We start from the raw sequence: 22,112 nt of genomic DNA, 5'->3' as shown, positions 1-22,112 counted from the left end.
AAGAGGCCGCTCGGTCCGGTCCGGATCCGACCGCATGGGCTGCAGTGAAGGGGTTCCGGCTCGAGTGGCCACGCGGATGACGCGGGTCGCCGTGCGAGGCCGAGGGTAACCCGTCACGGGGCAGGCGGCAACAACGACCCCTGCGTGTCGGTTCTCTCAGCCGATCTCCACGCGCGCGCCGACGCCGTCGACGGGCAGCGGCAGCGCGGTGAAACCGGTGAGGTCGAGGTCGGCGGGCAGGGCGCCGTCCGTGGTGAGGGCCAGCACCGTGGGGCCCGCGCCGGAGATCGCCGCGGGCACGTCCCGCGCCCGCAGCGCGTCGACGAGGTCCGCGGACTCGGGGTAGGCCGGGCGCCGGTAGCCCTGGTGCAGCCGGTCCTCCGTGGCCGCCATCAGCAGCTCGGGCCGCGTGGTGAACGCGAGCACCGACAGCGCGGTGCGGCTCCCGGTGAACGCGGCGTCCCCCAGCGGCACCACCTCCGGCAACAGGCCGCGGGTGGTCTTGGTGGACGACTCGACCCCGGCGACGAGCGCGACCGGCGCGATCTGGGGGTGCACCTCCTGGCGCACCGCGTGGAACCGCGACGCGGTGTTCCCCACGGTCTCCCAGGCCACCACGAACCCGCCCAGCAGGGAGGCCGCCGCATTGTCCGCGTGCCCCTCCATACCGGCCGTGACCTGCAACAACGCCTCGCGCTCCAGCTCGGGGTCCCGCCCGGCGAGCACGCACGCGGCGACCGCGCCCGCCACGGCGGCGGCCGCGGACGAGCCCAGCCCGCGCGAGTGCGGGATCGCGTTCACGCACCGCATCCGGATGCCCACGGGCTCGGCGCCGAACAGCGCCCACGCGTGGTGCATCGCCCGCACGACGAGGTGCGTCTCGTCACACGGGACCCGGCCCGCCCCCTCGCCCTCGACCTCCACCGAGACACCGCCGGAGGACGCCACGCTGACCTCGACGTCGTCGTGGAGCGACAGGGCGAGCCCCAGCGAGTCGAATCCCGGCCCCAGGTTGGCCGACGACGCGGGCACCCGCACCCGGACCTCGGTCGGCCGCCCCATCAGGCCAGCTCCAGGGCCGCCGCCACCGCCGTCGGGTCCTTTCGGACGACCTCCATCGACGGGGCCGTCGCCAGCACGGAGTCGGGGTCCTTGAGCCCGTTGCCCGTGACGGTGCACACCACGAGCTGCCCGCGGGGCAGCGTGCCGTTCGCCGAGGACTGCAGCAGCCCCGCCACCGACGCCGCGGACGCGGGCTCCACGAACACCGCCTCGCGGGTGGACAGCAGCCGGTGCGCCGCGAGGATCTCCTCGTCGGTGACGGCGGCGAACTGGCCGCCGGACTCCTCGCGGGCCGCCTGCGCACCGTTCCACGAGGCCGGGGCCCCGATCCGGATGGCCGTGGCGATGGTCTCGGGGTTCTTCACCGGCGCCCCGTGCACCAGCGGCGCCGCCCCCGCGGCCTGGTAGCCGAACATCCGCGGCAGCGCCGGGATCAGCCCGTCCGCGGAGTAGGCCTGGTAGCCCTTCCAGTACGCGGTGATGTTGCCCGCGTTGCCGACCGGCAGGCAGTGCACGTCGGGGGCCCGGCCCAGGGCGTCGCAGATCTCGTAGGCGGCGCTCGCCTGGCCCGCGATCCGGGTCGGGTTCACCGAGTTCACCAGCGCGATCGCCGGGAAGTCCGCGGTCGTCTTGCGGGCCAGCTCCAGGCAGTCGTCGAAGTTGCCGTCGATCTGCAGGATCCGGGCGCCGTGGGCCACGGCCTGGGCCATCTTGCCCAGCGCGATCTTGCCCCGGGGGACCAGCACCGCGCTCGTCATGCGGGCGCGGGCGGCGTACGCGGCGGCCGAGGCGGACGTGTTGCCGGTCGAGGCGCAGAGCACGCTCTTCTTGCCCTCGGCCAGCGCGGAGGTGACCGCCATCGTCATCCCGCGGTCCTTGAACGAGCCGGTGGGGTTGGCGCCGTCCACCTTGAGGTAGACCTCGCAGCCCGTCCTCTCCGACAGCACCGGCGCCGGGAGCAGCGGCGTGCCGCCCTCGCCCAGGGTGACGATCTCCCACCCCGGCTCGACGGGCATCCGGTCCCGGTAGGCGTTGATCACGCCGGGCCAGGGGGCGAGCGGGCTCGCGACAGGCACTGTGTCTCCGTTCGACTTCGACGACTCGGACGCGGACATCTCAGGCGCCCAGGGCGCTGACCGCACGGCCGAGCCCCTCGACGCGCAGCACGCTCTCGACCCCGAGCACCACGTCCAGCTCGGCGAGCGCCTCGACCGTCTCGTGCAGCGCCGAGTCCGGCGCCCCGTGCGTGACGACGACCAGGCGCGCGTTCCCAGCCGGCGCGGACTCGGGCTGGACCGGGGCGTCCTCCCCGCCCCCGGTCTGCCGGACGGCGGCGATGCTGACCCCGCGGCGCGCGAACTCCCCCGCGACCGCGGACAGCACACCGGCGCGGTCCGCGACCTCCAGCGACACGTGGTAGCGGGTGGATACGTCCCCGATCGGACGCACGGGCAGGCTCGCGTAGGCCGTCTCGCGCGGGCCGCGCCCGCCGCCGACCCGGTTGCGCGCGACCGCGACGAGGTCGCCGAGGATCGCGCTGGCGGTGGGCGCGCCACCGGCACCCTGGCCGTAGAACATGAGCTGGCCCGCGGCGTCCGCCTCGACGAACACGGCGTTGAACGCCTCGTCGACGCCCGCCAGCGGGTGGGTCTTCGGGATCATCGCGGGGTAGACCCGCGCGGACACCGACTCGGGTGCTCCCCCGGTCCCCGGCACGCGCTCGCAGATGGCCAGCAGCTTGATCGCGCAGCCCAGGCCGTCCGCGGCGGCGATGTCCGCGGCGGTGACTCGGCGGATGCCCTCGCAGTACACGTCCGCGGCGGTCACCCTCGTGTGGAAGGCGATGGTGGCGAGGATCGCGGCCTTGGAGGCGGCGTCGTAGCCGTCCACGTCCGCGGTGGGGTCCGCCTCGGCGTACCCGAGGCGGGTGGCCTCCTCCAGCGCGTCCGCGTACCCGGCGCCGGAGGCGGCCATCGCGGAGAGGATGAAGTTCGTGGTGCCATTGACGATCCCGGCGACCCGGGTGATCCGGTCCCCGGCCAGCGACTCGCGCAGCGGCCGCAGCAGCGGGATCGCGCCTGCCACCGAGGCCTCGTAGTAGAGGTCCACCCCGGCGGCGTCCGCGGCCTCGGCGAGGGTGGCCCCGTCCTCGGCGAGCAGCGCCTTGTTCGCGGTGACCACCGACTTGCCGGACTTGATCGCCTGCAGCAGCAGGCTGCGGGCGGGCTCGATCCCGCCGACGACCTCGACGACGACGTCCACGTCGTCCCGCGCGACGAGCGCGGCGGAGTCCGTGGTCAGCAGCTCCTGCCGCACCCCGGAATGCCGGTTGGGCCGCCGCACGGCGATGCCTGCCAGCTCGACGGGCGCGCCGACGCGGGCCGCGAGGTCCGCGGCCTGGTCCTCCAACAGCCGGACCACCTCGGTGCCGACGGTGCCGCAGCCCAACAGCGCGACCCGCACGGGCCTGTTCACCGGCTCACTCACGGTCGGATCATCCCTGTTCGGCGGGTGTGCCGACAGACCGGGGTGCGCGCACTCACGGCGAGACCTCGAGCCGGAACTGGTCGTCCTCGGTCTCCCGGCGCAGGATCAGCCGCGCCCGGCCCTCCCGCACCGCGACGACGGCCGGTCGCGGCAGCCGGTTGTACGAGCTGGCCATCGAGTAGCAGTACGCGCCGGTCGCGGCCACCGCGAGCAGGTCGCCGGGGGCGAGGTCACCGGGCAGCCAGCAGTCGCGGACCACGATGTCCCCGGACTCGCAGTGCTTGCCGACGACCCGCGACAGCAGGGGCGTGGAGTCCAGGGTGTCCACCGCCGAGGCCCGGGAGACCAGGCGGCAGTCGTACAGCGCGTCGTACAGGGCGGTGCGGATGTTGTCGCTCATCCCGCCGTCCACGGAGACGTAGCGCCGGGACCCGACGCCGAGCGGGACCTCCTTGAGCGTGCCGACCTCGTAGAGCGTGATGCCGCCCGGTCCGGCGATCGCCCGCCCCGGCTCGACGGCGATGTCCGGCACGTCCAGGTCCTCGGCCGCGCACTCCCGCTCGACGATCGTGCGCAGCTCCTCCGCCAGCGCCGGGACGCTCAGCGGGTCCTCGTCCGGGCGGTAGGCGATGCCCACGCCGCCGCCGAGGTCCAGCGTGGTCAGCTGCGGCAGGTCGCCGTGCTCGCGGCGCAGCTGGGCCAGGAGCCGGACGACGCGGTGCGCGGCGACCTCGAACCCCTCGGTGTCGAAGATCTGTGAGCCGATGTGGCTGTGCAGCCCGACCAGCTGCAGGTGGGGGGCCTTGAGCACCCGTCGGACCGCCTCGGCGGCGTCCGAGTCCTTGCCGCCGGAGATCGAGAACCCGAACTTCTGGTCCTCGTGCGCGGTCGCGATGAACTCGTGGGTGTGTGCCTCCACCCCGACGGTCACCCGGACCATCACGGGCTGCACGCGACCCTGCTCCCCCGCCACCGCGTCAAGCCGGGTGATCTCGTGGAACGAGTCCAGCACCACGCGGCCGACCCCCGCCTCGACGGCCTGCTCCAGCTCGGCGACGGACTTGTTGTTGCCGTGCAGGGCGATCCGACCGGCCGGGAACTGCGCCCGCAGCGCGACGGCGAGCTCCCCGCCGCTGCAGACGTCCAGGCTCAGCCCCTCCTCGGCCACCCACCGGGCGATCTCGACGGAGAGGAACGCCTTGGCGGCGTAGTGCACGTTCGACGCGCCGAACGCGGCGGCGAACTCCGCGGCGCGCGACCGGAAGTCCCCCTCGTCGATCACGAACAGCGGGGTGCCGAAGCGCTCCGCCAGCTCGGTGACGGGCACGCCGGCGACCTCGAGCACGCCGTTCGCGGCGCGCGCGGCGTTGCGGGGCCAGACCGCGGGCGCCAGGTGGTCCAGCTCGGCGGGCGACCCCGGGCGGGGTCCCGCGGTCTCGGGCGGGGCCTGGATGCCGCCGTGCAGCGGGCCCGCGGGGTGCGCTCTCACATCCGCTCCGGTGCGCTCACGCCCAGCAGCGCCAGGCCGTTGGCGAAGACCTGCCGGGCCGCGACGCACAGCGCCAGCCGCGCGCGGTGCAGCTCGGTGATCTCCTCGTCCCCCATCGGCAGGACCCGGCAGGAGTCGTAGAACTTGTGGTACGCGCTGGCCAGGGACTCGAGGAAGCGCGCCACCCGGTGCGGTTCGCGCAGCTCCGCCGCGGACCGCACGACCTCCGGGAACTCCCCGATCGTCCGGATCAGGTCGCCCTCGCGCGGGTGCTCCAGCAGGCCGTACCCGGTGCCGGGGGTGAGCCCGAGCTCCGCGGCGTTGCGGGCCAGCGAGGCCAGCCGGGCGTGCGCGTACTGCACGTAGAACACCGGGTTGTCGTTGCTGCGCCTGGTCAGCAGGTCCAGGTCGATGTCCAGCGACGAGTCCACCGACGAGCGGATCAGCGAGTACCGCGCCGCGTCCACGCCCACGGCCTCGACCAGGTCGTTCATCGTGACGACGTTGCCCGCCCGCTTGCTCATCCGGACCGGCTGGCCGTCCTTGACCAGGTTGACCAGCTGCCCGATCAGCACCTCGACGACGGCCGGGTCGTCCCCGAACGCCGCGGCGGCCGCCTTGAGTCGCGCCACGTAGCCGTGGTGGTCGGCGCCGAGCATGTAGATGCAGAGGTCGAAGCCGCGGGCCCGCTTGTCCCGCAGGTAGGCGAGGTCGCCCGCGATGTAGGCCGGGCGCCCGTCGCTCTTGATCACGACCCGGTCCTTGTCGTCCCCGTAGTCCTTCGAGCGCAGCCACCACGCCCCGTCCGCCTCGTACAGCGCGCCGGAGTCCTTCAGCTGCGCGACGACGCCCTCGACGGCGCCGGACTCGTGCAGCGAGTTCTCGTGGAACCAGACGTCGAAGTCGGTCCCGAAGTCGTGCAGGTCCTGCTTGATCTCGGCGAACATGAAGCCGACGCCCACCCGCCGGAAGATCTCGTCCTGCTCCGGGGAGCCGAGCGCCTTCGGCTCGGCCGCGACCACCCGGGCGGCGATGTCCGCGATGTAGGCGCCGCCGTAGCCGTCCTGCGGGGCGGGCTCGCCCTTCGCGGCCGCGACCAGCGAGCTGACGAACCGGTCGATCTGCGCGCCTGCGTCGTTGAAGTAGTACTCGCGGGTGACCTTGGCGCCCCGGGCGGAGAGCACCCGTCCCAGCGCGTCCCCGACGGCGGCCCAGCGGGTGCCGCCCAGGTGCAGCGGGCCCGTCGGGTTGGCGGAGACGAACTCCAGGTTGACGTTGCGCGCGGAGAGCTCGTCCCCGGTGCCGTAGCCGGCGCCCGCGGCGAGTACCTCGCCGACCAGGGCACCCTGCGCGTCCGCGGCGAGCCGCAGGTTCAGGAAGCCGGGGCCCGCGATCTCCGCGTGCGCGATCCCGGGGGCCTCGGCCAGCTCCTCCGCCAGCCACCCGGCCAGGTCCCGCGGCGGCACCCCGGCCTTCTTGGCGGTACGCAGTGCGACGTTGGTGGCGTAGTCGCCGTGCTCGGGGTTGCGCGGCCGCTCGACGCCCACGTCGGCCGGGAGGGCGGCGGTGTCCAGCCCGCGGGCGTCCAGCACCGCCAGCGCAGCGGTCCGGACCAGGTCGGCGAGCACGTCGGGAGTCACCAGACGAGGATAGGAGACCGCACTCACCGGTTTCTCAGGCGGCGCTCCTATGCTCTCCGCAACTGCCGACCGGGTGATATTCGCGCCCCCGAGCTTCTCTGGACGGACATGGCGAGCGGGAAGACCAGCAAGACGAACCGGAAGAACGCCCGGGGCTCGGTGGTGGCCCAGAAGTCCACGCCGTGGGGTCTCATCGCGGGCGTGCTCGTGGTGGTGCTGTTCGCGGGCGCGATCTTCGGCTACGCCGCGCTGCGCAGCAACCAGAACGACACCGCCCAACAGGCCCTCGCGCCGTTCGTGCCGAGCGACACCAACCGCGACCCGTCCACGCAGATCCAGGGCGTCGTCACGGCCACCTACCCGGCGGGCCAGCACGTGAACCCGAACCAGCAGGTCGCCTACCAGCACTCCCCGCCCTACGGCGGCGCGCACGACGGCTACTGGGCCACCTGCATGGGCACGGTCTACCCCGACGCGGTGCGCCAGGAGAACCTCGTGCACTCCATGGAGCACGGCGCCGTCTGGATCGCCTACAACCCGGACCAGGTCTCGGGCGCGGCGCTGGACACCCTGCGCGCCAAGGTGGACGGCCAGCCGTACACCGCGATGTCCCCGTACCCGGGCCTCGACCAGCCGATCTCGCTGCAGTCCTGGGGCCACCAGCTCAAGCTGAGCGACGCGAACGACCCGCGGGTGGACCAGTTCATCACCGCGCTGCGCCGCAACCAGTACCAGTACCCCGAGGTCGGGGCGAGCTGCCAGGAGATGGGCGCGGGCGCCTTCACCCAGAACGCGCCGCCCGCCTTCGCGCCGACGCCCTCGACGGCGGCGGTGAACGGCCTCACGGTCGTGGCCGAGGACGGCGGCGCGGGCACCACCCAGGCCACCAACGAGATGCAGACGCCCCGGCGATGAGCGCCGAGACCCAGCTGCCCCCGCCCCCCGCCGTCGACGACCCGCCCACCGGCGGGTCCGGCGGCGGTGGCGGCGGCGAGCCGCGTTGGGTGCGACCGCTCGTCGTCGTCGGGGTGGTGCTCGCGCTGCTGCTGCTCGGTGGGGCGGGCGGGATGCTGTTCGCCCAGCGGGGCACGGACGCGACGTCGGCGCCCGACGGGAGCTCGGTGGACGTCCAGTTCGCCCAGGACATGACCGTGCACCACGAGCAGGCCACGCTGATGGCGGCGTGGGAGCGGGACCACACCACCGATCCCGCGCTCGCCCAGCTCTCCTTCGACATCGAGACCACCCAGCTCCAGCAGATCGGTCGGATGCAGGGGTGGCTCGGGCTGTGGGGGCAGGCGGCGTTCCCGGTCGGGCGGCCGTACATGACGTGGATGTCCGGGGACATGGCCGGGCACTCGATGGGCTCGATGGGCGCCGCAGCGGGTGCCGCTCGGATGCCGGGCATGGCGTCGGACGCCGAGCTGGCCGCGCTGCGCTCGTCGTCGGGCCCCCAGCTGGACGTCCTGTTCCTGCAGCTCATGCTGCGCCACCACGAGGGCGGCGCGGAGATGCTGGCGGACGCCGCCGCCCACGCGTCGGTCCCCGAGGTCCGCAACCTGGCGGCCCAGATGCTGTCCTCGCAGAGCAGCGAGTCGCAGTACATGACCGCCCTGCTCACCGAGCGGGGCGCACAGCCCCTCCCGATGAACTGATCGCCGGGTGTTGTAGGGTCTCCCTCGTCGCCGCGGGAGACCGCGACCGGGTCGCAAGGCCCCCGTAGCTCAGGGGATAGAGCACCGCCCTCCGGAGGCGGGAGCGCAGGTTCGAATCCTGCCGGGGGCACCATCTCAGCGTTTCCAGGTTCGCGACCGCGAAACGACTGACGTTCGTGGCACGAGTGCGTCACCGTCTACGCCGGCACCGATCCCACACCACCCGCGAGCGCTACGACGACCTGATCCGGCTCCACATCCTGCCACCGTCCGGGGACCTCCAGGCCGCCGAGCTCGACGCCGAGCTCCTGGAGCGCTTCTACGCGCGCCTGCACCGCTGCCGGTCCCTGTGCAAGGGGAAGGCCCGCGCCGGGCACACCTGCCGCCCGCTGAGCTCCAGCACGACACGGAAGATCCACTACATCATCCGCGGAGCCCTCGCCCGCGCCGTCCGGTGGCGCCACCTGGGTGTGAACAAGGCCGAGATGGCGATCGCACCCTCGCCACAGCGCACCGAACCCGACCCGCCCGGCGCCGACGAGGCTGCACGCCTTCTCAACGCGGCGTGGAGCGGTCCAGAGTGGGGCCTCCTGCTCTGGCTCACCGGGCCGCGGCGGGGCGAGGTCTCAGCGCTCCGCTGGCGCCACATCGACTTCGAGCGCGGCCTGCTCACCGTGCACCGCAGCAACGCGCCGACCAAGGCCGGGATCATGGAGAAGCAGACCAGGACCGGCCCGGCCCGGATGAATGCGCTCGACGAGGACACCGTCGAGCTGTTGACAACGCACCGTCAACGCGGGGAGAGCCGCTGCGATGAGCTCGGTATCACCCTGAGCTCCTCCGTGGCGTAGCGCCGTCCGGTGTGGCCGAGGGTGGACGCCTCGTCCCACTGCTGCGGGTCACGGAGACGCTCGTCGCGCGGGTCGATGAACCGCTCGTACAGCGCGGTCATGTCGTGGTGGTCGACCAGCCCGCGGAAGCCGAGCGCGTCGGCACCACGGCCGTGCCGGCGGCCCGGGGGCTCGCCCGCCGCGACGGCGCCCGTGTAGTAGTTCTCTCGGCCGGTCGCGACGGCGTCGAGCAGGTAGCCGGCGGAGTGCCCGGAGGAGATCGTCAGCACGACAGGAGCCCCGCTCGCCTGGGAGCCGCCGCAGGCGGGGCAGCCTCGACACCGAGGCGTCGGACCCGAGATGCTCCTGGATAAGGGCTCGCGCTCGGCGCCTCACCGGTCGTTCGGAGTGTGCTGGGCCAATTCCAGCTCTGCGATCCTGCCGGCCCTGCGCCTGACGGCCGGGCTGGGAACTGCCCTGTGGTCGCGCGGAGCGCCTCGCTTGCCTGCGTGAACCGTCGCGGCGCGGAAGTCACGAGGCGATACCCCGAAAGCCGTCTTGAAGGTGCGGGAGAAGTGACTGGCGTCCGCGAACCCCCACCGAGCCGCGATCGCGGCCACCGGACGGTCCCCGTCCGCGAGCTCCTGCCGGGCCCGGTCCAGCCTGCGCGTCCGCACGACCTGGCGGAAGGTTTCCCCGTTCCGCTCGAAGAGGCGGTAGACGGTGCGCACGGACACCGCGTGGGCGGCGGCGATCGCCTCCGGCGAGAGCTCGGCATCGAGCAGATGCCGGTCTATCCAGCTGTCCATGCTGGCCCGTAGGGCCGGTTCGACCGCGGCGTCCGCGGCCCATCCCCCCGGGTCCGGTTGAAGTGCCCCGGCCACCAGCTGGATCGCCGCCTGCCGGGCCGCGGTGCGCGCCGGGCCCGCCATGCCCGGGAGGGTCCTGGCCAGGGTGCCCAGGTAGCCGTCGAGGAGCGCGACGGCGGGATTGTCCGGCCGCAGTTCGACGCAGCCATGCCGAGGCCCCATCCCCGTGGCCTCGGCCAACGCCCGGCTGGGGACGACCAGGCAGCGCTTGCGGTAGGCGGTGGTGACCTCGAAGTGCATGTCGCTGCCGCCGCTGAGGGCCACCCCGCCCCCGGGATGCACGTCGACGACCATCCCGCCCTGGGCGACGTGCTCCCGGCCGGTCACGTCGACGATGACCGCGAGGTAGTCGTCGTCGTCCGTCGCGAGGTGCGCGTGCCCGCGGCGACCGCGGAACGGGTCGCTCGAACACTCGACGAGAGCGAGGTCGTCCACCCACTGGCGGCGAACCCGTCCCCGGAAGCTGCGGGCGGCGCCGTCCGGGAGCCGGACTGACATCGGCAGAAGGGTCCGGGAGAGGATCTCCTCCCAGACCTCCTCCCGGCTCCCGGGTGGCGTCCCGTCGAGGGAGCACCACTGGTCGCTGCGCACGCCGTCCTGCTCCACGACGACGGTCAGCCGACCTTGGTCACGAAACCGGCGTCGACGTTCATGACGAGGCCGGTCACGTACCTCGCCTCGTCCGAGGCGAGGTAGAGCACGGCGTTGGACACGTCGGCAGCCTCGATCCACGGCACGGGCAAGGTGTGCATCGTCTGGAACGCGTCGGCGAACTGCTCTTGCTCGGTGGCGCCGAACGCGGAGTAGAAGTCGTCGTTCTGAATCATCGGCGTGTCCACCGTCGTCGGGTTGACCGTGTTGACCCGGACAGCATAGGGCGACAGCTCGTTGACCAGTGAGCGCATCAACCCGATCACGCCGTGCTTGGACGCCGAGTAGTGCGAGTACCCGCCGAATCCCATCATCCCGGCGATCGAGCTGGTGAGGATGATCGACCCACCGTCGCCCTGCCGGATCAGGTGCGGCACGGCTGCCTTCACGGTCCGCCACACGCCGCCGAGATTGATCGCGACGAGCTCGTCGAACTGATCCTCGGACAGCTCCCACGACAGCCCAGCACCGACCACGCCCGCGTTGGCGACGACGACGTCGAGCCTGCCGAGCTCCTCCACCCCACGCTGGACGGCATCGATCAGCGCCGCGAGGTCCCGGACGTCGGCCACGGCGGTGACGATCCGGCGGTCGAGCTTCTCCACCAGCGCGGCGGTGTGAGCGAGGTCCGCGGCGTCGGGCATCGCGTAGCGGATCGTGGGGACGCCGTCGCAGCGGTCGACGGCGATGATGTCGGCTCCCTCCTCGGCGAGCCGTAGTGCGTGTGAGCGTCCCTGTCCGCGGGCAGCGCCCGTCACGAGTACGACCTTGCCGTCCATGCGTCCCATCGGTGCTCCTCCTCGTCGTCGAGCAGTTCTCGCGCAGCGGTCGGGCCCCGGGGCGGCCCTGCACGGGCCGGCCCCGGGGCGCCCTCGGGTCAGGCCAGGGTGACGTCGAGGCGTGGGCGACTCTCGACGGCGGCAGCCATCCGCTTGACCCGCTCCGGGTCGATGTTCAGGGCCTCGGCGGTGAACACGGTCGGCCAGACCTTCCCGTCCACCCCCCATGTCCCGCTCGGCACCTCGTTGATGATCACGAACACTCGCGCGTCCCCGGTGCCGTCCGTGCCGTCGGCTTCCAGGACGAGGTCCGTGACCTCGCGGATCATGCCTTCGATGCGTTCGTAGTCCATGAAGCCGACCATCACGCTCACGGTCACCTTGTAGACGTTCTGCCGCAGCGGGCGCCCGCCCGCGGAGATCGTGTCCGCGGGCCGCTCGTCCAGGTAGGCCCAGGCGATCGACTGTGACGAATCGGTGATCTCGATTCCCTCCCAGCGCAGGCAGGCCGAGGACAGGGACGCGAGCAGCTTCTTCTTGGCCTCGGCGTCGAACGCGCCGGCCGGGTGGATGATCTCGACCAGTGGCATGACAGTGACTCCTCGTCGTTGAGTACAGATGGGTCGGACGGGCGAGAGGGATTCAGGGCTGGAGGTGTTCGACGAACCAGTCGGTCGCGGCAGTGCTGGAGACCGAGAACCCGTCGACGTAGGCGTCGAAGTGGCCGCCCGGCAGGATGACGATCTTCTTGGGCTCGCGTGCCCTCTCGTAGGCATCGATCGCCAGCCGCGTCGGGGTGAGGTGATCGTGCTGCGCGGGCATCAGCAGCAGCGGCGTCGGGCTGATCGCCGCGATGTGCGCGACGGGCTCGTACTCGGTGAACATCTCGACGCTGCGCAACGTCGTCTCGTTCCGCCACGCCGGGGCGCGAAGCTTCGCGGTGTCGGTGAACCACGTCCAGGAGTCCGCGGTGGGCAGGGCGGCGGGCCCGAGGGGGTCCTCGCTGACCACCGGGATCATCGCCGGCGAGTCTCCGGCGTACCGGGCCTCGCGGTCCACGTCGAAGGACTCGCGCAGACCGCCGACGAAGTCCGCTCGAACCAGCGCGTACAGGTTGGCCAGGCCGCTGACCAGCGGCACCTGGCTCACCACGGCCTTGACCCGACGGTCGATCGCGGCGACGACCAGCACGTGGGCGCCGGAGTAGCTGCTCCCCCACACCCCGATCCGCTGCGGATCGGTCTCCGCCAGCGTCGACGCGAACGTGATCGCGTGCCGGTAGTCCCGCACCTGTGCGACCGGGTCGATCTCCTGGCGGGGCTCACCGTCGCTCGCCCCGAAGTTGCGGTGGTCGTAGACCACCGCGTTGAGCCCGGCGGCGGCGAAGGCCTCGGCATAGACGTCGAGGTACATCTCCTTCACCGCGGAGAAGCCGTGGGTCGCGACGATCGTCGGGGCGGGGCCCGTCGCTCCCTCGGCCGGGTAGAACCAGCCTCGCAGGGTGACGCCCTCGGCGTCGAACTCGATGTCCCGTCTGGTCACGTCGAACCTCCGATGTGCGGCGTCGATGCCGCCGTGGGTCCGACCCCGTGTCGGGGCCGGCTCGGCAGGACCAACGATCGCGGATCGGAGGTGCCCGGGTCATGAACTCGGGCGCCACGAACTGGAAGGCGCCCGCCATGCCCGGCTCGGGTCAGAGCGGCTGGTCGGCCCCGTAGAAGTGCTCCCCCTCGACGTCTCCGGCGAGCTTCTCCCCCAGCGCCCGGGAGAACGTGAGGGCGGCCCGCAGCGGCCGGTGATGGATGGCGACGTGGACGATCCGCTCGTCCTCGTTCTTGGTCAGAACCGTCACCCCCTGCAGGGCGACGCCCCCGAACGCGGTGGCCTCCCATTCCAGGTAGCTGCGACGGCCGGTGGTCGACTCCTGGGTGAAGACCAGCGACTCGTAGATGGTGCTCGCCGCCGCCATCACCGTCTGGACGGCCTCTCGCCCGACGACCGGTGTGAAGAGCACGCTGGCGTGCAGCTCGACCTCTGCCGCGAGGGCATCGGCGAAGGAGGTCGCGGACTTGTCCGCGAACGCCGTCGTCCACCCCTGCGGGCGCACCCCGGCCGAGGTGTTCGCCCCGGGCCGGAGCTCGGCGAGGAACGCGTCCAGGAGCGCGGCGACGGCGGCGGGCTGCTCGACGTGCGCCCAGTGGCCCGCTCCGGGGACGGCCGCGACCTCGCTGCGGGCGAACCGCGGGGACACGGCCGCGGCCACGAGCTCGTCGGAGACGAACGGGTCCGCCGCGCCGCGCACGATCAGGACCGGGCCCGCGAACGAGCTCGACGCGGGGGCGTCCGGAACGCCGTCGTTCCAGCTGTCCGCAGCGGCCGCCACGGCGTCGGGGGCGACCCGGGCGCCCGCCTCCACGAGCCGCTCCAGCTCCCCCTCCGGGAACGACGCGCTGAGCTGCAGCCGCACGCCGCGCTGCTGCTCCGCGTTCCCGCCCAGGGCGCGGAAGGGCTCGATCGCCTCGGCCGGGAGCCCGCTCCCCCCGAGCGGGATGGGCGTGAGCAGCACGAGGCCCGCCACCCGCTCCGGCCGGGCGACACCCACCAGCTCGGCGATCTGCGCCCCCATGCTCTGGCCCACCACGACGACCGGCCCGTCCGTGGCGTCCAGCGCGGAGACGACGTCGGCCGCATACCGCTCCAGGGTGATCGGCCCGGGCTCGTCGGGCCGGCCGCTCATGCCGGCCAGGTCGACCGCGACGGTGGTCGGCCCGGGCGAGGTGAGCGCGGCGGTGACGCCGTCCCACACCCGCGCGTCGTCGAGGAAGCCGTGCACGAGGAGGAGGGTGAGGGGCTGGTCCGCAGTGACCATCGTTGCTCCTGGGCAGTGGGATCGAGAATCAGTGGGATCGAGAATCCGGGGGGCCGAGCCGGGGGGGCGAGGATCAGGGTGCGGTCGAGCCGGAGGCCGACCAGTCCGAGGTGTCGATGGGCGAGAAGTCCGTGGGTTTCGCGTCGAGGCGTTGCATGCGCCTGCCGGCCCGCAGGTCGAGGAGGTCCTCGTCGAGGGGGGTGGTGAAGACGCTCTCGACCAGCGTGTACTCGGCCGCGAGGCGGCCGACCGGGGCGAGTGCGCTCGTGTCGATCCGGCCGCCGTCGAGGTAGAGGTCGTCGCGGACGTGGAACCGCTCGACGATGCCGAGGACGATGTGGTCGTCGAGGTCGCCGACCGGGATGATCCGTTCCAGCCGGCACTCGAAGGAGATCGGTGCGCCCTCGATCCGCGGGGCCCTGACGACCTCGCTGGGCGCCTTCCGTAGCCCGACCGCCTCGAACTCGTCGACGTCGGAGGGGAACTCGGCGGCGGTCCGGTGCATCCGGTGGGCGTGCTCGAGGGTCACGAGGTTCGTCACGAACTCCCCGGTGTCCCGGATGTTGACGAAGGTGTCCTTCAGCTCGCCGGTCGAGCGGGGCTGCATCGCGAGCGACACCATCGGCGGCTTGCGCCCGGCTCCGGTGAAGAACGAGATGGGGGCGAGGTTCGCGACGCCGTCGGTCGAGAGCGTGCTCACCCAGCCGATCGCGCGCGGCAGAATGCTGCCGATCAGGAGCTTGTACGCGGCGGTGGGGTCGAGCGTCGCCCCGTCGATGATCATCAGATCCGCTCCGACCCCGAGTGGCGCGGCCGTCTCACGGCGACCGTCGATGACGTAATCGTACATCCTATGTCTACTTCGCCACAAGTCTCGGGCGTGAGCACGAAGACGCAGCCCCGACAGAATCGACTACTCTCGAGTTATGTCCCTCTCGGCGACCCTCTCGGCGACGGAGCGCTACGGCACCGCCCTGGCCCCCAACGGGCTCGTCCTCGTCCAGGACCTGCTGAACACCCGGCCCGCGGGCAGGCCGCGCCGGCCCGACCTGCTCGACGACGTCGCGAGCGCCCAGGGCTGGCTGGAGCGCGCGGTGGAGCTGTGGAGCGCCCACGCCGACCGGCCCGCGCCCGCGATCACGCTGTCCGAGCAGGAGCTGCCGCGCCTGCGTGCGCTCCGGGACCATCTCCGCCAGGCACTGCGGCTGCGCAGACACCCGGACGAGCAGCCGGACTACGAGCTCGGGCCGGAGCATCCCCTCGCCTTCGCCGCCGACCTGCGGCTGACCCTGGACCGCGACGGCACCCTCACCGTCGACCCGAGCGGCGCCGGGGGGTCCTGGGTCGTCGCCGCGGTGCTCGGCGAGATCCAGCGGGCCCGGATCCTCGACACCTGGCGTCGACTCAAGGTGTGCGGCAACGACAGGTGCCTCGGCGCCTTCTACGACCGGTCCCGCAACAACAGCGGCGTCTGGCACGACGTGCACGTGTGCGGCAACGCCGCCAACCTGCGCGCGTCCCGGGCGCGGCGGCGCGCGGCGGGAGGCCTCACGCCCGGGGGATGACCGGGAGCGACAGCGCCGAGGGCCGCGACCGGTCGTGGTGGACGGTCTGGGTCGCCTTCCGCGTCGTCGTCGCACGGACGGACGGCTCGCCGGTGTTGGGATTGCGGTCCCAGCGCGGGAAGTCGCTCGACGTCACGTGCAGCCGGAGCGCGTGCCCCGGGAGGACGGCGTGGCCGATGTTCCCCAGTTCGATCTCCACCTCGTGGACGGAGCCGGGCTCCAGGAGGGACGGCTCGTCGTAGCCGTCCCGGTAGCGCATCCGCACGAGCCCCTCGGCCAGGTTATGCACGAACCCGTCCGGATGGACGTCGGAGACGACCGCGACGAAGTCCGTGTCCGGGGCGTCGGTGGCCACGAAGAGCCGGAGGGACAGCGGCCCGGTGATCTCCAGGACGTCGTCCACGGGCGGGGCGGTGTAGACGAGGACGTCGGCGCGCGCCTGGTTCGCCCGCTGGTCCCGCACCCCGCCGCCGACGTAGCGGCCGCCCGCCGTCGGGACCGGGTCGTCGGGGTCGTAGACATAGACGTCGGCGGTCTCGTCACCGGGCGTTTCCGCGGCGAGGGATCCGTTGTCGTGCAGGTACATCCGGGTCGTCCGGGTGCGGGCGAGCGGCCACTCCGCCTCGTCGCGCCACCGGTTCTCCCCCATCACGAACAGCCGCACGGGAGCCTGCGGAAGGCCCTCGCGGCCGTCGCGCACGAAGTGGTCGAACCAGGCCTTCTGCATCTGCAGCACCGGGTAGGCGGCCTCCGGGCCGAAGTCGATGTCCCCGGTGCCGCCCGAGGTGGGCCGGCTGTACGGGAGCAGGTGTGACCACGGGCCCATGAACAGGGCCTGGCTCTCGCGCGCCCCCGCCGACATCGCCGCCGCCTGCAGCCCGGTGAAGTACTGCGGGGTGTCCCGGTTCGCGATGTCGTACCAGGAACCGACGTGCAGCATCGGCACGTCGATGTTCTGCAGCTGACGGCGCAGGTCCACCGTCCACCAGTACGGGCCGTCCTTCTCGTGGTGGAGGATGTCGGCGAGGAACGGCGCCCCCTGCCCGAACCGCTCGACCCAGTCCCGGATCGGCAGGTGCCGCAGCGCGTCGTCGGTGAGCGGGGAGAACCGCATCTCCGGGTCCGCCTTGAGCTTCTCCAGCTCGGCCAGCCGCTCGACGTCGCCGGCCTCGGCGAGCACGTCCTGCGCCATGTTCATGAAGTAGCTCAGGGTCCAGGACAGCTCGAGCGCGCCCTGGTTGTACCAGTAGTTCTCGTAGGCGCCGAGGTAGGCGGACACGGGGATGCACGTCACCAGGTGCGGCGGGCGCTGGGTCGCGGCGAGGTACTGCGAGAGCGCGCCGTAGGACTGGCCGAAGGTGCCGACCCGGCCGTTGGAGCCCGGCAGACCGGCCGCCCATTCGATCGCGTCGTAGCCGTCGCGCGCCTCGTAGACGAACGGGTACCAGGCGCCCTCGGACCCGAACCGCCCACGCGTGTTCTGGACGACCGTGAGGTAGCCGTGCGACGCGTAGTAGTGCGCCTCGCTGAAGTCCTCGGCCAGGTCGTTGGCCTGCTTCCCGTACGGGGTACGCCGCAGCAGGGTCGGGGCCCGGTCGACCCCGACGGGCCGGTAGACGTCCGTGAGCAGCGACTTCCCGTCCCGGGTCCGCATCACCACGTCCGGCTCGCGCGTCACCTCGTGGGGGCCACGCAGCGTCTCCAGGTTCACGACCGGTACCTCCGAGGTGCAACGGCGTCGTTTCGACAGAACCATACACATTATGAGTCAGTCCGGAAGACCGCTCGACAGCCTTGCGAGGACACAGACATACACATTATGGTTCTGTCGCAGACCATCACTCTGCACACCGCCGTGAGGAACGATGACCGAGATCCAGCTGTCCTGTGCGTTCGCCACCGCAGCCGACTCGCCCGAGCACATCCAGGTCGCCGAGGAGCTCGGCTACCGCCGCGCCTGGCTCTACGACGTGCCCCAGCAGGGTCCGGACGTGTGGCTCGCACTCGCCCTGGCGGCGCAGCGGACCACCCGCATCGGGCTCGGCCCCGGCGTGCTGGTCCCGAGCCTGCGCCATCCCATGGTGAACGCGACGCAGACCCTGTCGCTGCAGGCGATGGCACCGGGGCGGGTGGCGGTCGCGTTCGGCACCGGCTTCAGCGGCCGGGCCGCGATGGGCGCGAAGCCGCTCCCGTGGGCGTTCATGGGCCGCTACATCACGGCCTACCAGGGACTGTTGCGCGGGGAGACCGTCGAGTGGGAGGAGGCGCGCATGAGGCTGCTGCCACCCGAGCCGGACGCCGCCGGGCTTCCCCCCGTCCCGCCGATCCTCGTCGCCGCCCTGGGCCCCAAGGGAGCGGCGTGCGCCCGGGCCGTGGGCGCGGACGGGATCTTCGCCGTCGGTGCACCACCCGCCGCGGCGGCGGAGCACCGGTGGGTGGCGTTGCTCGTCGGCGGGACCGTCCTGGATCCGGACGAGGACCCGACCGGGCCCCGGGTGCAGGAGGCGGCCGGACCCACCTGGGCGATCACCTACCACTTCCCGTACACGCTGGGCGGGCCCGTCGCGCTGAATGACGTGCCGGGCGGCCGGGCCTGGGTCGACGTCGTCGAGCGCACGCCTGCCCCGGATCGGCACCACGCCGTCCACCAGGGACATCTCGTCCGGCTTACCGACGCGGACCGGGCGGCCTGGGACGCGGGCGGCGCCGCCCTCCTCACGGGGACGACCCTCACCGGCAGCCCCGCGCACGTCGGCGCGGCGGTGGCCGGCCTGGCGGAACGCGGGGTGACCGAGATCGTCTTCCAGCCGTCCGGCCCCGACGTCCGACGCGAACTCACCGCCTTCCGCGACGCCGTGCGCGCGACCGTCCCGGCGTGAGCCCCACCTCGAGGAAAGGAGCACGTCCATGTCCCCGCTGGACCTGAGCATCGAGGACGGCGTCGCCACGCTCGTCCTGGACAACCCGCCACAGAACCGGATCGGCGTCGAGCTGGTCGCCGAGCTGGAGGAGGCGGTCCACGCGATCGGCGCGGGCCCGGCGCGCGCAGTCCTGCTCCGCGCCGAGGGACCGGACTTCAGCTTCGGCGGTGACATCGAGCCCTGGCCCGAGTGGGGCCGCGACGAGATGCGGGCGAACTTCGGGCGCTTCATGCAGGCGTTCAACCAGTTCGAGCGACTGCCGATCCCCACGATCGCCGCCGTGCAGGGCCTGTGCTTCGGCGGCGGGCTGGAGCTGGCCGTCCGCGCCGACGTCGTCATCGCGGGCGAAGGCGCCCGGTTCGGCCACCCCGAGCAGTCGATCGGGATCGTCACCCTGCTCGGCGGCGTCTACCGCGTCGCGGAGCGCGCCGGCCGGGCCAAGGCCATCGAGTGGGCGTTGACCTCCGAGCAGGTCCCCGCCGCGGAGATGGAGCGATTCGGCGTGGTCAACCGCGTCGTGCCGGACGCGGACCTGGTCGCCGAGGCGGCGGCGTTCGCGCAGCAGGTCGCGCACGGGCCGACGCGGGCCCACGCGGCGCACAAGGCACTGCTGCGCACCTGGGCCGTCGGCGGTGTGGCGGCTGCGGACGAGATCATGTTCGACGTCGCGCTCCCGCTCTGGGACACCGAGGACACCGCGACGGCGATCCCCGCCGCGGTGAAGGCCTTGCAGGCCGGCCTGCCCCGGCAGCCCCACCCCTTCCAGGGCCGATGAGCCCGCTGCCCACCCCGCGTCACGACGAGGAACGACCATGACCGAGCTCCGCTACGACGTGTTCGTGGCCCCCTCCATCCCGACCGCGACCACGGACCTCCCGCCTGACCTCGACCAGCGTGTCTGGTCACCGATCTCCGCGACCCTCGTCTCGGGCGAGCGGGACGCCGTCCTCGTCGACCCGCTGATGACCGACGACCAGGCGACGAGCCTCGTCGAGTGGATCACCGAGACCGGGAGGAACCTGACGACGGTGTACGTCACGCACGGGCACGGCGACCACTGGTTCGGCCTCGGCACGGTCCTGGACCGCTTCCCCGCGGCTCGGGCGGTGGCGACGCCCGCCGTGGTGGCCCAGATGCGGAAGCAGGGATCGGCCGATTTCGTCGAGTCCTTCTGGAACGCCCGGTTCCCCGGGCAGATCCCGTCCCGGCTCGCGCTCGCCGACGAGCTCGAGGGCGACCGGTTCGAGCTCGAGGGCGAGGAGCTCGTGGTCGTCGACCTGGGACACACGGACACCGACGACACGACCTGCCTGCACGTCCCCTCGATCGGCCTGGTGGTGGCGGGCGACGCCGCCTACAACGACGTCCACCTCTACCTCGCCGAGTCTCCCGCCGATGGCCGCCAGGAGTGGCTCGAGGCCCTGGACACCATCGAGGCGCTGCAGCCGCGCACCGTGGTCGCCGGCCACAAGCGCGCAGGCCTGCCGGACGATCCCGCGATCCTCGACCGCACCCGCCGCTACATCCACGACTTCGAGCAGCTGCTGGACCGCACCTCGACCGCGGAGGAGCTCTACCGCGCGATGCTGGAGCGGCACCCGGGCCGGGTGAACCGGGGCGCGGTGTGGGGATCGGCGCGCTCGGCCAAGGGCTGAGCCCCAATCCGGGCGTCCTGTCCTCCTTCTACCCCATTCATTCATCAGTGTCCGTGGAATGGGGCGTGGAACGAACCAGGGACGGGCGCAGGTGCCCACGGACATCAGGGCGAGTCCGGAGTCCCTGAAAGATCGGCGGATGACCTCCGGAACACCCGGTCGGGCACCTCGCGCTCCCAGCCGGTGCAGGCCACCGACCGGCGGTACTGGTCGGACCGGAAAGACCGGGGCTCAGCGGCGTCGAGCGCCACCGGGCCGACACCCTCGCCGAACTGGGGTACGTGGCGCTGGCCTTCGACATCCACGGCGGTCGCCAATGCCCGGCGTGGGCCGGGGTCGGGTCGGAGGACCCGATCATGGCGCCCGCGCAACGCGAGGCCTTCACGGCCGAGATGCAGGCGGCGGGCGTCGACTGGCGCCTCGTCGTGTACGGCGGCGCCCTGCTCGCCGAGTGCCTGCCCGTGACGGAGTGACCCGGTCGGCCCCACGACCCCCGCCCGGCCATCGATCGGCTCTCCGGCTCAGGGTTCCGCCGTCGCGAAGACCGGCCAGCCGATCTCCGTGCGCCAGGCCGTCGGGTCGGCGGTGTCGCGGGGGCCCACCAGGTAGTTCTCGTGTACCGGCCCGTCCACGACGAGGGCGTGCTCGGCGAGGTGCGCGCCCAGCGCTCCGTAGGTGAGGTCGATGTCGTCGTGCGGGCCGCGGTGCACCGTGAGCGCCAGCTCGCGGGCGGGCAGGACGACGGGCCGCACCCGGCCCGCCGTGACCGGGCGATCGGTCGGCACGAAGACCGTCAGGTGGCCCGCGCCGTCGGTGAACAGGGCGTTCGCGTAGAGCCCGCCGGGCGTGCCGACCGGCCGGGCGCCCGCGGCGTGGATCGCCGCGTCGATCTCGGCCGACGCCGCGGCGTACCAGAGCAGGACGTCGGCCAGGGCGGCCTCGCCCTCGATGCCGCTGACCCGGCGGGCGGGTTCGCGGCGATGCACGACCTCGAGCCTGCGGGGGGCGGGATCGAGCAGCCTGCGCAGGGCCTCGACGGCCCGGCCGGTCGCCGCGAGCCGCTCCTCCAACCGGTCGAGGTGGCCGGTGAGCAGCGAGGACCGCGCCTCGACGTCCCCCGTCGCGAGCAGCCGGGCGATCTCGGCCACCGGCATGTCGAGGTCGCGGAAGCGCCGGATGACCTGGGCCGTCGGGATCTGCTCCGGGGTGTAGTAGCGGTAGCCGGAGTCCGGGTCCACCCGCTCCGGCTCCAGCAGGCCCGCGTCGTGGTAGCGGCGCAGCGTCCGCACGCTCAGGTGGGTCAGGGTGGCGAACTCGCCGATGGTCAACACCGCGCTCACCCCCGTAGCCTGCACCCTCCCCCCGGGGGAGGGTCCAGGACTCGACCCTCCCGACGCGGGAGGCCCCAGCATCGCCCCATGACCATCGACCCGCGCATCGAGCGCTACTTCACCCTCGCCGCCACCGACCTCGACGGCTTCCTCGCCCAGTTCACCGACGACGCCGTCGTCACCGACGAGGGACGCACCCACGACGGCATCGCCGCGATCCGCGCGTGGCGGACCTCCGTGCCCGAGGTGAGGCGGATTCTAGCGATCGTTGCGAATCGTTTGTCTAGTAGTCCGGTCTTTCCAGCGTTG

23 protein-coding genes and 1 tRNA gene are annotated in these 22,112 nt (G+C 72.7%); 10 read left to right on the top strand and 14 right to left on the bottom strand.

From position 1 onward, the window contains the following. Positions 1–156: 156 nt before the first annotated feature. The 5 genes from thrB to argS all read right to left on the bottom strand — a co-directional run bounded on the left by thrB (position 157) and on the right by argS (position 6,678). Positions 157–1,062, bottom strand: coding sequence for a homoserine kinase (gene thrB / locus ABD993_RS05215; protein WP_345413248.1), 906 nt, complete (start codon positions 1,060–1,062; stop codon positions 157–159). Further along, positions 1,062–2,078 carry a threonine synthase gene (gene thrC / locus ABD993_RS05210; protein WP_425568900.1) on the bottom strand — a complete coding sequence of 339 codons (1,017 nt, stop codon included), beginning with the start codon at positions 2,076–2,078 and terminating at the stop codon, positions 1,062–1,064. Before thrC ends, thrB begins: the two co-directional genes overlap by 1 nt. A gap of 100 nt (positions 2,079–2,178) precedes the next feature. Beyond that, positions 2,179–3,549, bottom strand: coding sequence for a homoserine dehydrogenase (locus ABD993_RS05205; RefSeq protein WP_345413243.1), 1,371 nt, complete (start codon positions 3,547–3,549; stop codon positions 2,179–2,181). A 52-nt stretch (positions 3,550–3,601) separates the two neighbouring features. Next, positions 3,602–5,038: a diaminopimelate decarboxylase gene (gene lysA, locus ABD993_RS05200; RefSeq protein ID WP_345413242.1), complete on the bottom strand. Its 1,437-nt coding sequence runs from the start codon at positions 5,036–5,038 to the stop codon at positions 3,602–3,604. Further along, positions 5,035–6,678: an arginine--tRNA ligase gene (gene argS / locus ABD993_RS05195; RefSeq protein WP_345413239.1), complete on the bottom strand. Its 1,644-nt coding sequence runs from the start codon at positions 6,676–6,678 to the stop codon at positions 5,035–5,037. Before argS ends, lysA begins: the two co-directional genes overlap by 4 nt. 108 nt (positions 6,679–6,786) lie before the next feature. On the opposite strand from argS, the gene ABD993_RS05190 reads away from it, so the two are divergent. The 4 genes from ABD993_RS05190 to ABD993_RS05175 all read left to right on the top strand — a co-directional run bounded on the left by ABD993_RS05190 (position 6,787) and on the right by ABD993_RS05175 (position 9,184). Continuing rightward, the gene (locus tag ABD993_RS05190) at positions 6,787–7,593 is read left to right on the top strand and encodes a thioredoxin-like domain-containing protein (protein ID WP_345413237.1); all 807 of its coding nucleotides are present in this window, start codon (positions 6,787–6,789) and stop codon (positions 7,591–7,593) included. Next, on the top strand, positions 7,590–8,333 hold the full coding sequence (locus tag ABD993_RS05185; RefSeq protein ID WP_345413235.1) for a DUF305 domain-containing protein: 744 nt from the start codon (positions 7,590–7,592) through the stop codon (positions 8,331–8,333). The genes ABD993_RS05190 and ABD993_RS05185 overlap by 4 nt, the downstream gene beginning before the upstream one ends. A gap of 58 nt (positions 8,334–8,391) precedes the next feature. Further along, a tRNA-Arg gene (locus ABD993_RS05180) sits at positions 8,392–8,466 on the top strand. A gap of 43 nt (positions 8,467–8,509) precedes the next feature. After that, on the top strand, positions 8,510–9,184 hold the full coding sequence (locus ABD993_RS05175) for a tyrosine-type recombinase/integrase (protein ID WP_345413233.1): 675 nt from the start codon (positions 8,510–8,512) through the stop codon (positions 9,182–9,184). On the opposite strand, the gene ABD993_RS05170 is transcribed toward ABD993_RS05175, so the two are convergent. The 7 genes from ABD993_RS05170 to ABD993_RS05140 form a co-directional block, all read right to left on the bottom strand. Then, positions 9,124–9,453, bottom strand: a complete 330-nt coding sequence (locus ABD993_RS05170) for a relaxase domain-containing protein (RefSeq protein ID WP_345413232.1) — start codon at positions 9,451–9,453, stop codon at positions 9,124–9,126. The two genes, ABD993_RS05175 and ABD993_RS05170, sit on opposite strands and share 61 nt — an antisense overlap. 102 nt (positions 9,454–9,555) lie before the next feature. After that, on the bottom strand, positions 9,556–10,623 hold the full coding sequence (locus ABD993_RS05165) for a helix-turn-helix domain-containing protein (RefSeq protein ID WP_345413231.1): 1,068 nt from the start codon (positions 10,621–10,623) through the stop codon (positions 9,556–9,558). Positions 10,624–10,646: 23 nt separating this feature from the next. Then, positions 10,647–11,471, bottom strand: a complete 825-nt coding sequence (locus tag ABD993_RS05160; RefSeq protein ID WP_345413229.1) for a mycofactocin-coupled SDR family oxidoreductase — start codon at positions 11,469–11,471, stop codon at positions 10,647–10,649. A gap of 89 nt (positions 11,472–11,560) precedes the next feature. Beyond that, positions 11,561–12,052 carry a tautomerase family protein gene (locus ABD993_RS05155; protein ID WP_345413228.1) on the bottom strand — a complete coding sequence of 164 codons (492 nt, stop codon included), beginning with the start codon at positions 12,050–12,052 and terminating at the stop codon, positions 11,561–11,563. Between the two features lie 52 nt (positions 12,053–12,104). Beyond that, the gene (locus ABD993_RS05150; RefSeq protein WP_345413226.1) at positions 12,105–13,004 is read right to left on the bottom strand and encodes an alpha/beta hydrolase; all 900 of its coding nucleotides are present in this window, start codon (positions 13,002–13,004) and stop codon (positions 12,105–12,107) included. A 151-nt stretch (positions 13,005–13,155) separates the two neighbouring features. Then, on the bottom strand, positions 13,156–14,331 hold the full coding sequence (locus tag ABD993_RS05145) for an alpha/beta fold hydrolase (RefSeq protein WP_345413224.1): 1,176 nt from the start codon (positions 14,329–14,331) through the stop codon (positions 13,156–13,158). A gap of 73 nt (positions 14,332–14,404) precedes the next feature. Then, positions 14,405–15,181, bottom strand: coding sequence for a flavin reductase family protein (locus ABD993_RS05140; RefSeq protein WP_345413222.1), 777 nt, complete (start codon positions 15,179–15,181; stop codon positions 14,405–14,407). Between the two features lie 76 nt (positions 15,182–15,257). Here ABD993_RS05140 and ABD993_RS05135 point away from each other — a divergent pair, with 76 nt between their 5' ends. Then, positions 15,258–15,896 carry a CGNR zinc finger domain-containing protein gene (locus ABD993_RS05135; RefSeq protein WP_345413220.1) on the top strand — a complete coding sequence of 213 codons (639 nt, stop codon included), beginning with the start codon at positions 15,258–15,260 and terminating at the stop codon, positions 15,894–15,896. Here ABD993_RS05135 and ABD993_RS05130 read toward each other — a convergent pair. Beyond that, positions 15,880–17,607: a CocE/NonD family hydrolase gene (locus ABD993_RS05130; protein WP_345413218.1), complete on the bottom strand. Its 1,728-nt coding sequence runs from the start codon at positions 17,605–17,607 to the stop codon at positions 15,880–15,882. The two genes, ABD993_RS05135 and ABD993_RS05130, sit on opposite strands and share 17 nt — an antisense overlap. A 154-nt stretch (positions 17,608–17,761) precedes the next feature. Here ABD993_RS05130 and ABD993_RS05125 point away from each other — a divergent pair, with 154 nt between their 5' ends. From ABD993_RS05125 to ABD993_RS05110, 4 genes are all read left to right on the top strand, one after another. Continuing rightward, positions 17,762–18,775 carry an LLM class flavin-dependent oxidoreductase gene (locus tag ABD993_RS05125; RefSeq protein ID WP_345413217.1) on the top strand — a complete coding sequence of 338 codons (1,014 nt, stop codon included), beginning with the start codon at positions 17,762–17,764 and terminating at the stop codon, positions 18,773–18,775. Positions 18,776–18,803: 28 nt separating this feature from the next. Then, on the top strand, positions 18,804–19,592 hold the full coding sequence (locus ABD993_RS05120) for an enoyl-CoA hydratase/isomerase family protein (RefSeq protein WP_345413216.1): 789 nt from the start codon (positions 18,804–18,806) through the stop codon (positions 19,590–19,592). Positions 19,593–19,629: 37 nt separating this feature from the next. Then, the gene (locus tag ABD993_RS05115) at positions 19,630–20,472 is read left to right on the top strand and encodes an MBL fold metallo-hydrolase (RefSeq protein ID WP_345413214.1); all 843 of its coding nucleotides are present in this window, start codon (positions 19,630–19,632) and stop codon (positions 20,470–20,472) included. Positions 20,473–20,753: 281 nt separating this feature from the next. Further along, positions 20,754–20,945: a dienelactone hydrolase family protein gene (locus ABD993_RS05110; protein ID WP_345413212.1), complete on the top strand. Its 192-nt coding sequence runs from the start codon at positions 20,754–20,756 to the stop codon at positions 20,943–20,945. A gap of 48 nt (positions 20,946–20,993) precedes the next feature. Here the strand turns inward: ABD993_RS05110 and ABD993_RS05105 are convergent, their stop codons facing one another. Further along, positions 20,994–21,812: a MerR family transcriptional regulator gene (locus ABD993_RS05105; RefSeq protein WP_345413210.1), complete on the bottom strand. Its 819-nt coding sequence runs from the start codon at positions 21,810–21,812 to the stop codon at positions 20,994–20,996. Between the two features lie 78 nt (positions 21,813–21,890). On the opposite strand from ABD993_RS05105, the gene ABD993_RS05100 reads away from it, so the two are divergent. Then, positions 21,891–22,112, top strand: a 222-nt coding sequence (locus ABD993_RS05100; RefSeq protein ID WP_345413208.1) for a nuclear transport factor 2 family protein, incomplete at its 3' end; no start/stop codon positions are given.

The organism is Pseudonocardia xishanensis, from assembly GCF_039541715.1.
Lineage (GTDB): Bacteria > Actinomycetota > Actinomycetes > Mycobacteriales > Pseudonocardiaceae > Pseudonocardia > Pseudonocardia xishanensis.
This window is presented reverse-complemented; position numbering and strand designations above follow the sequence as displayed.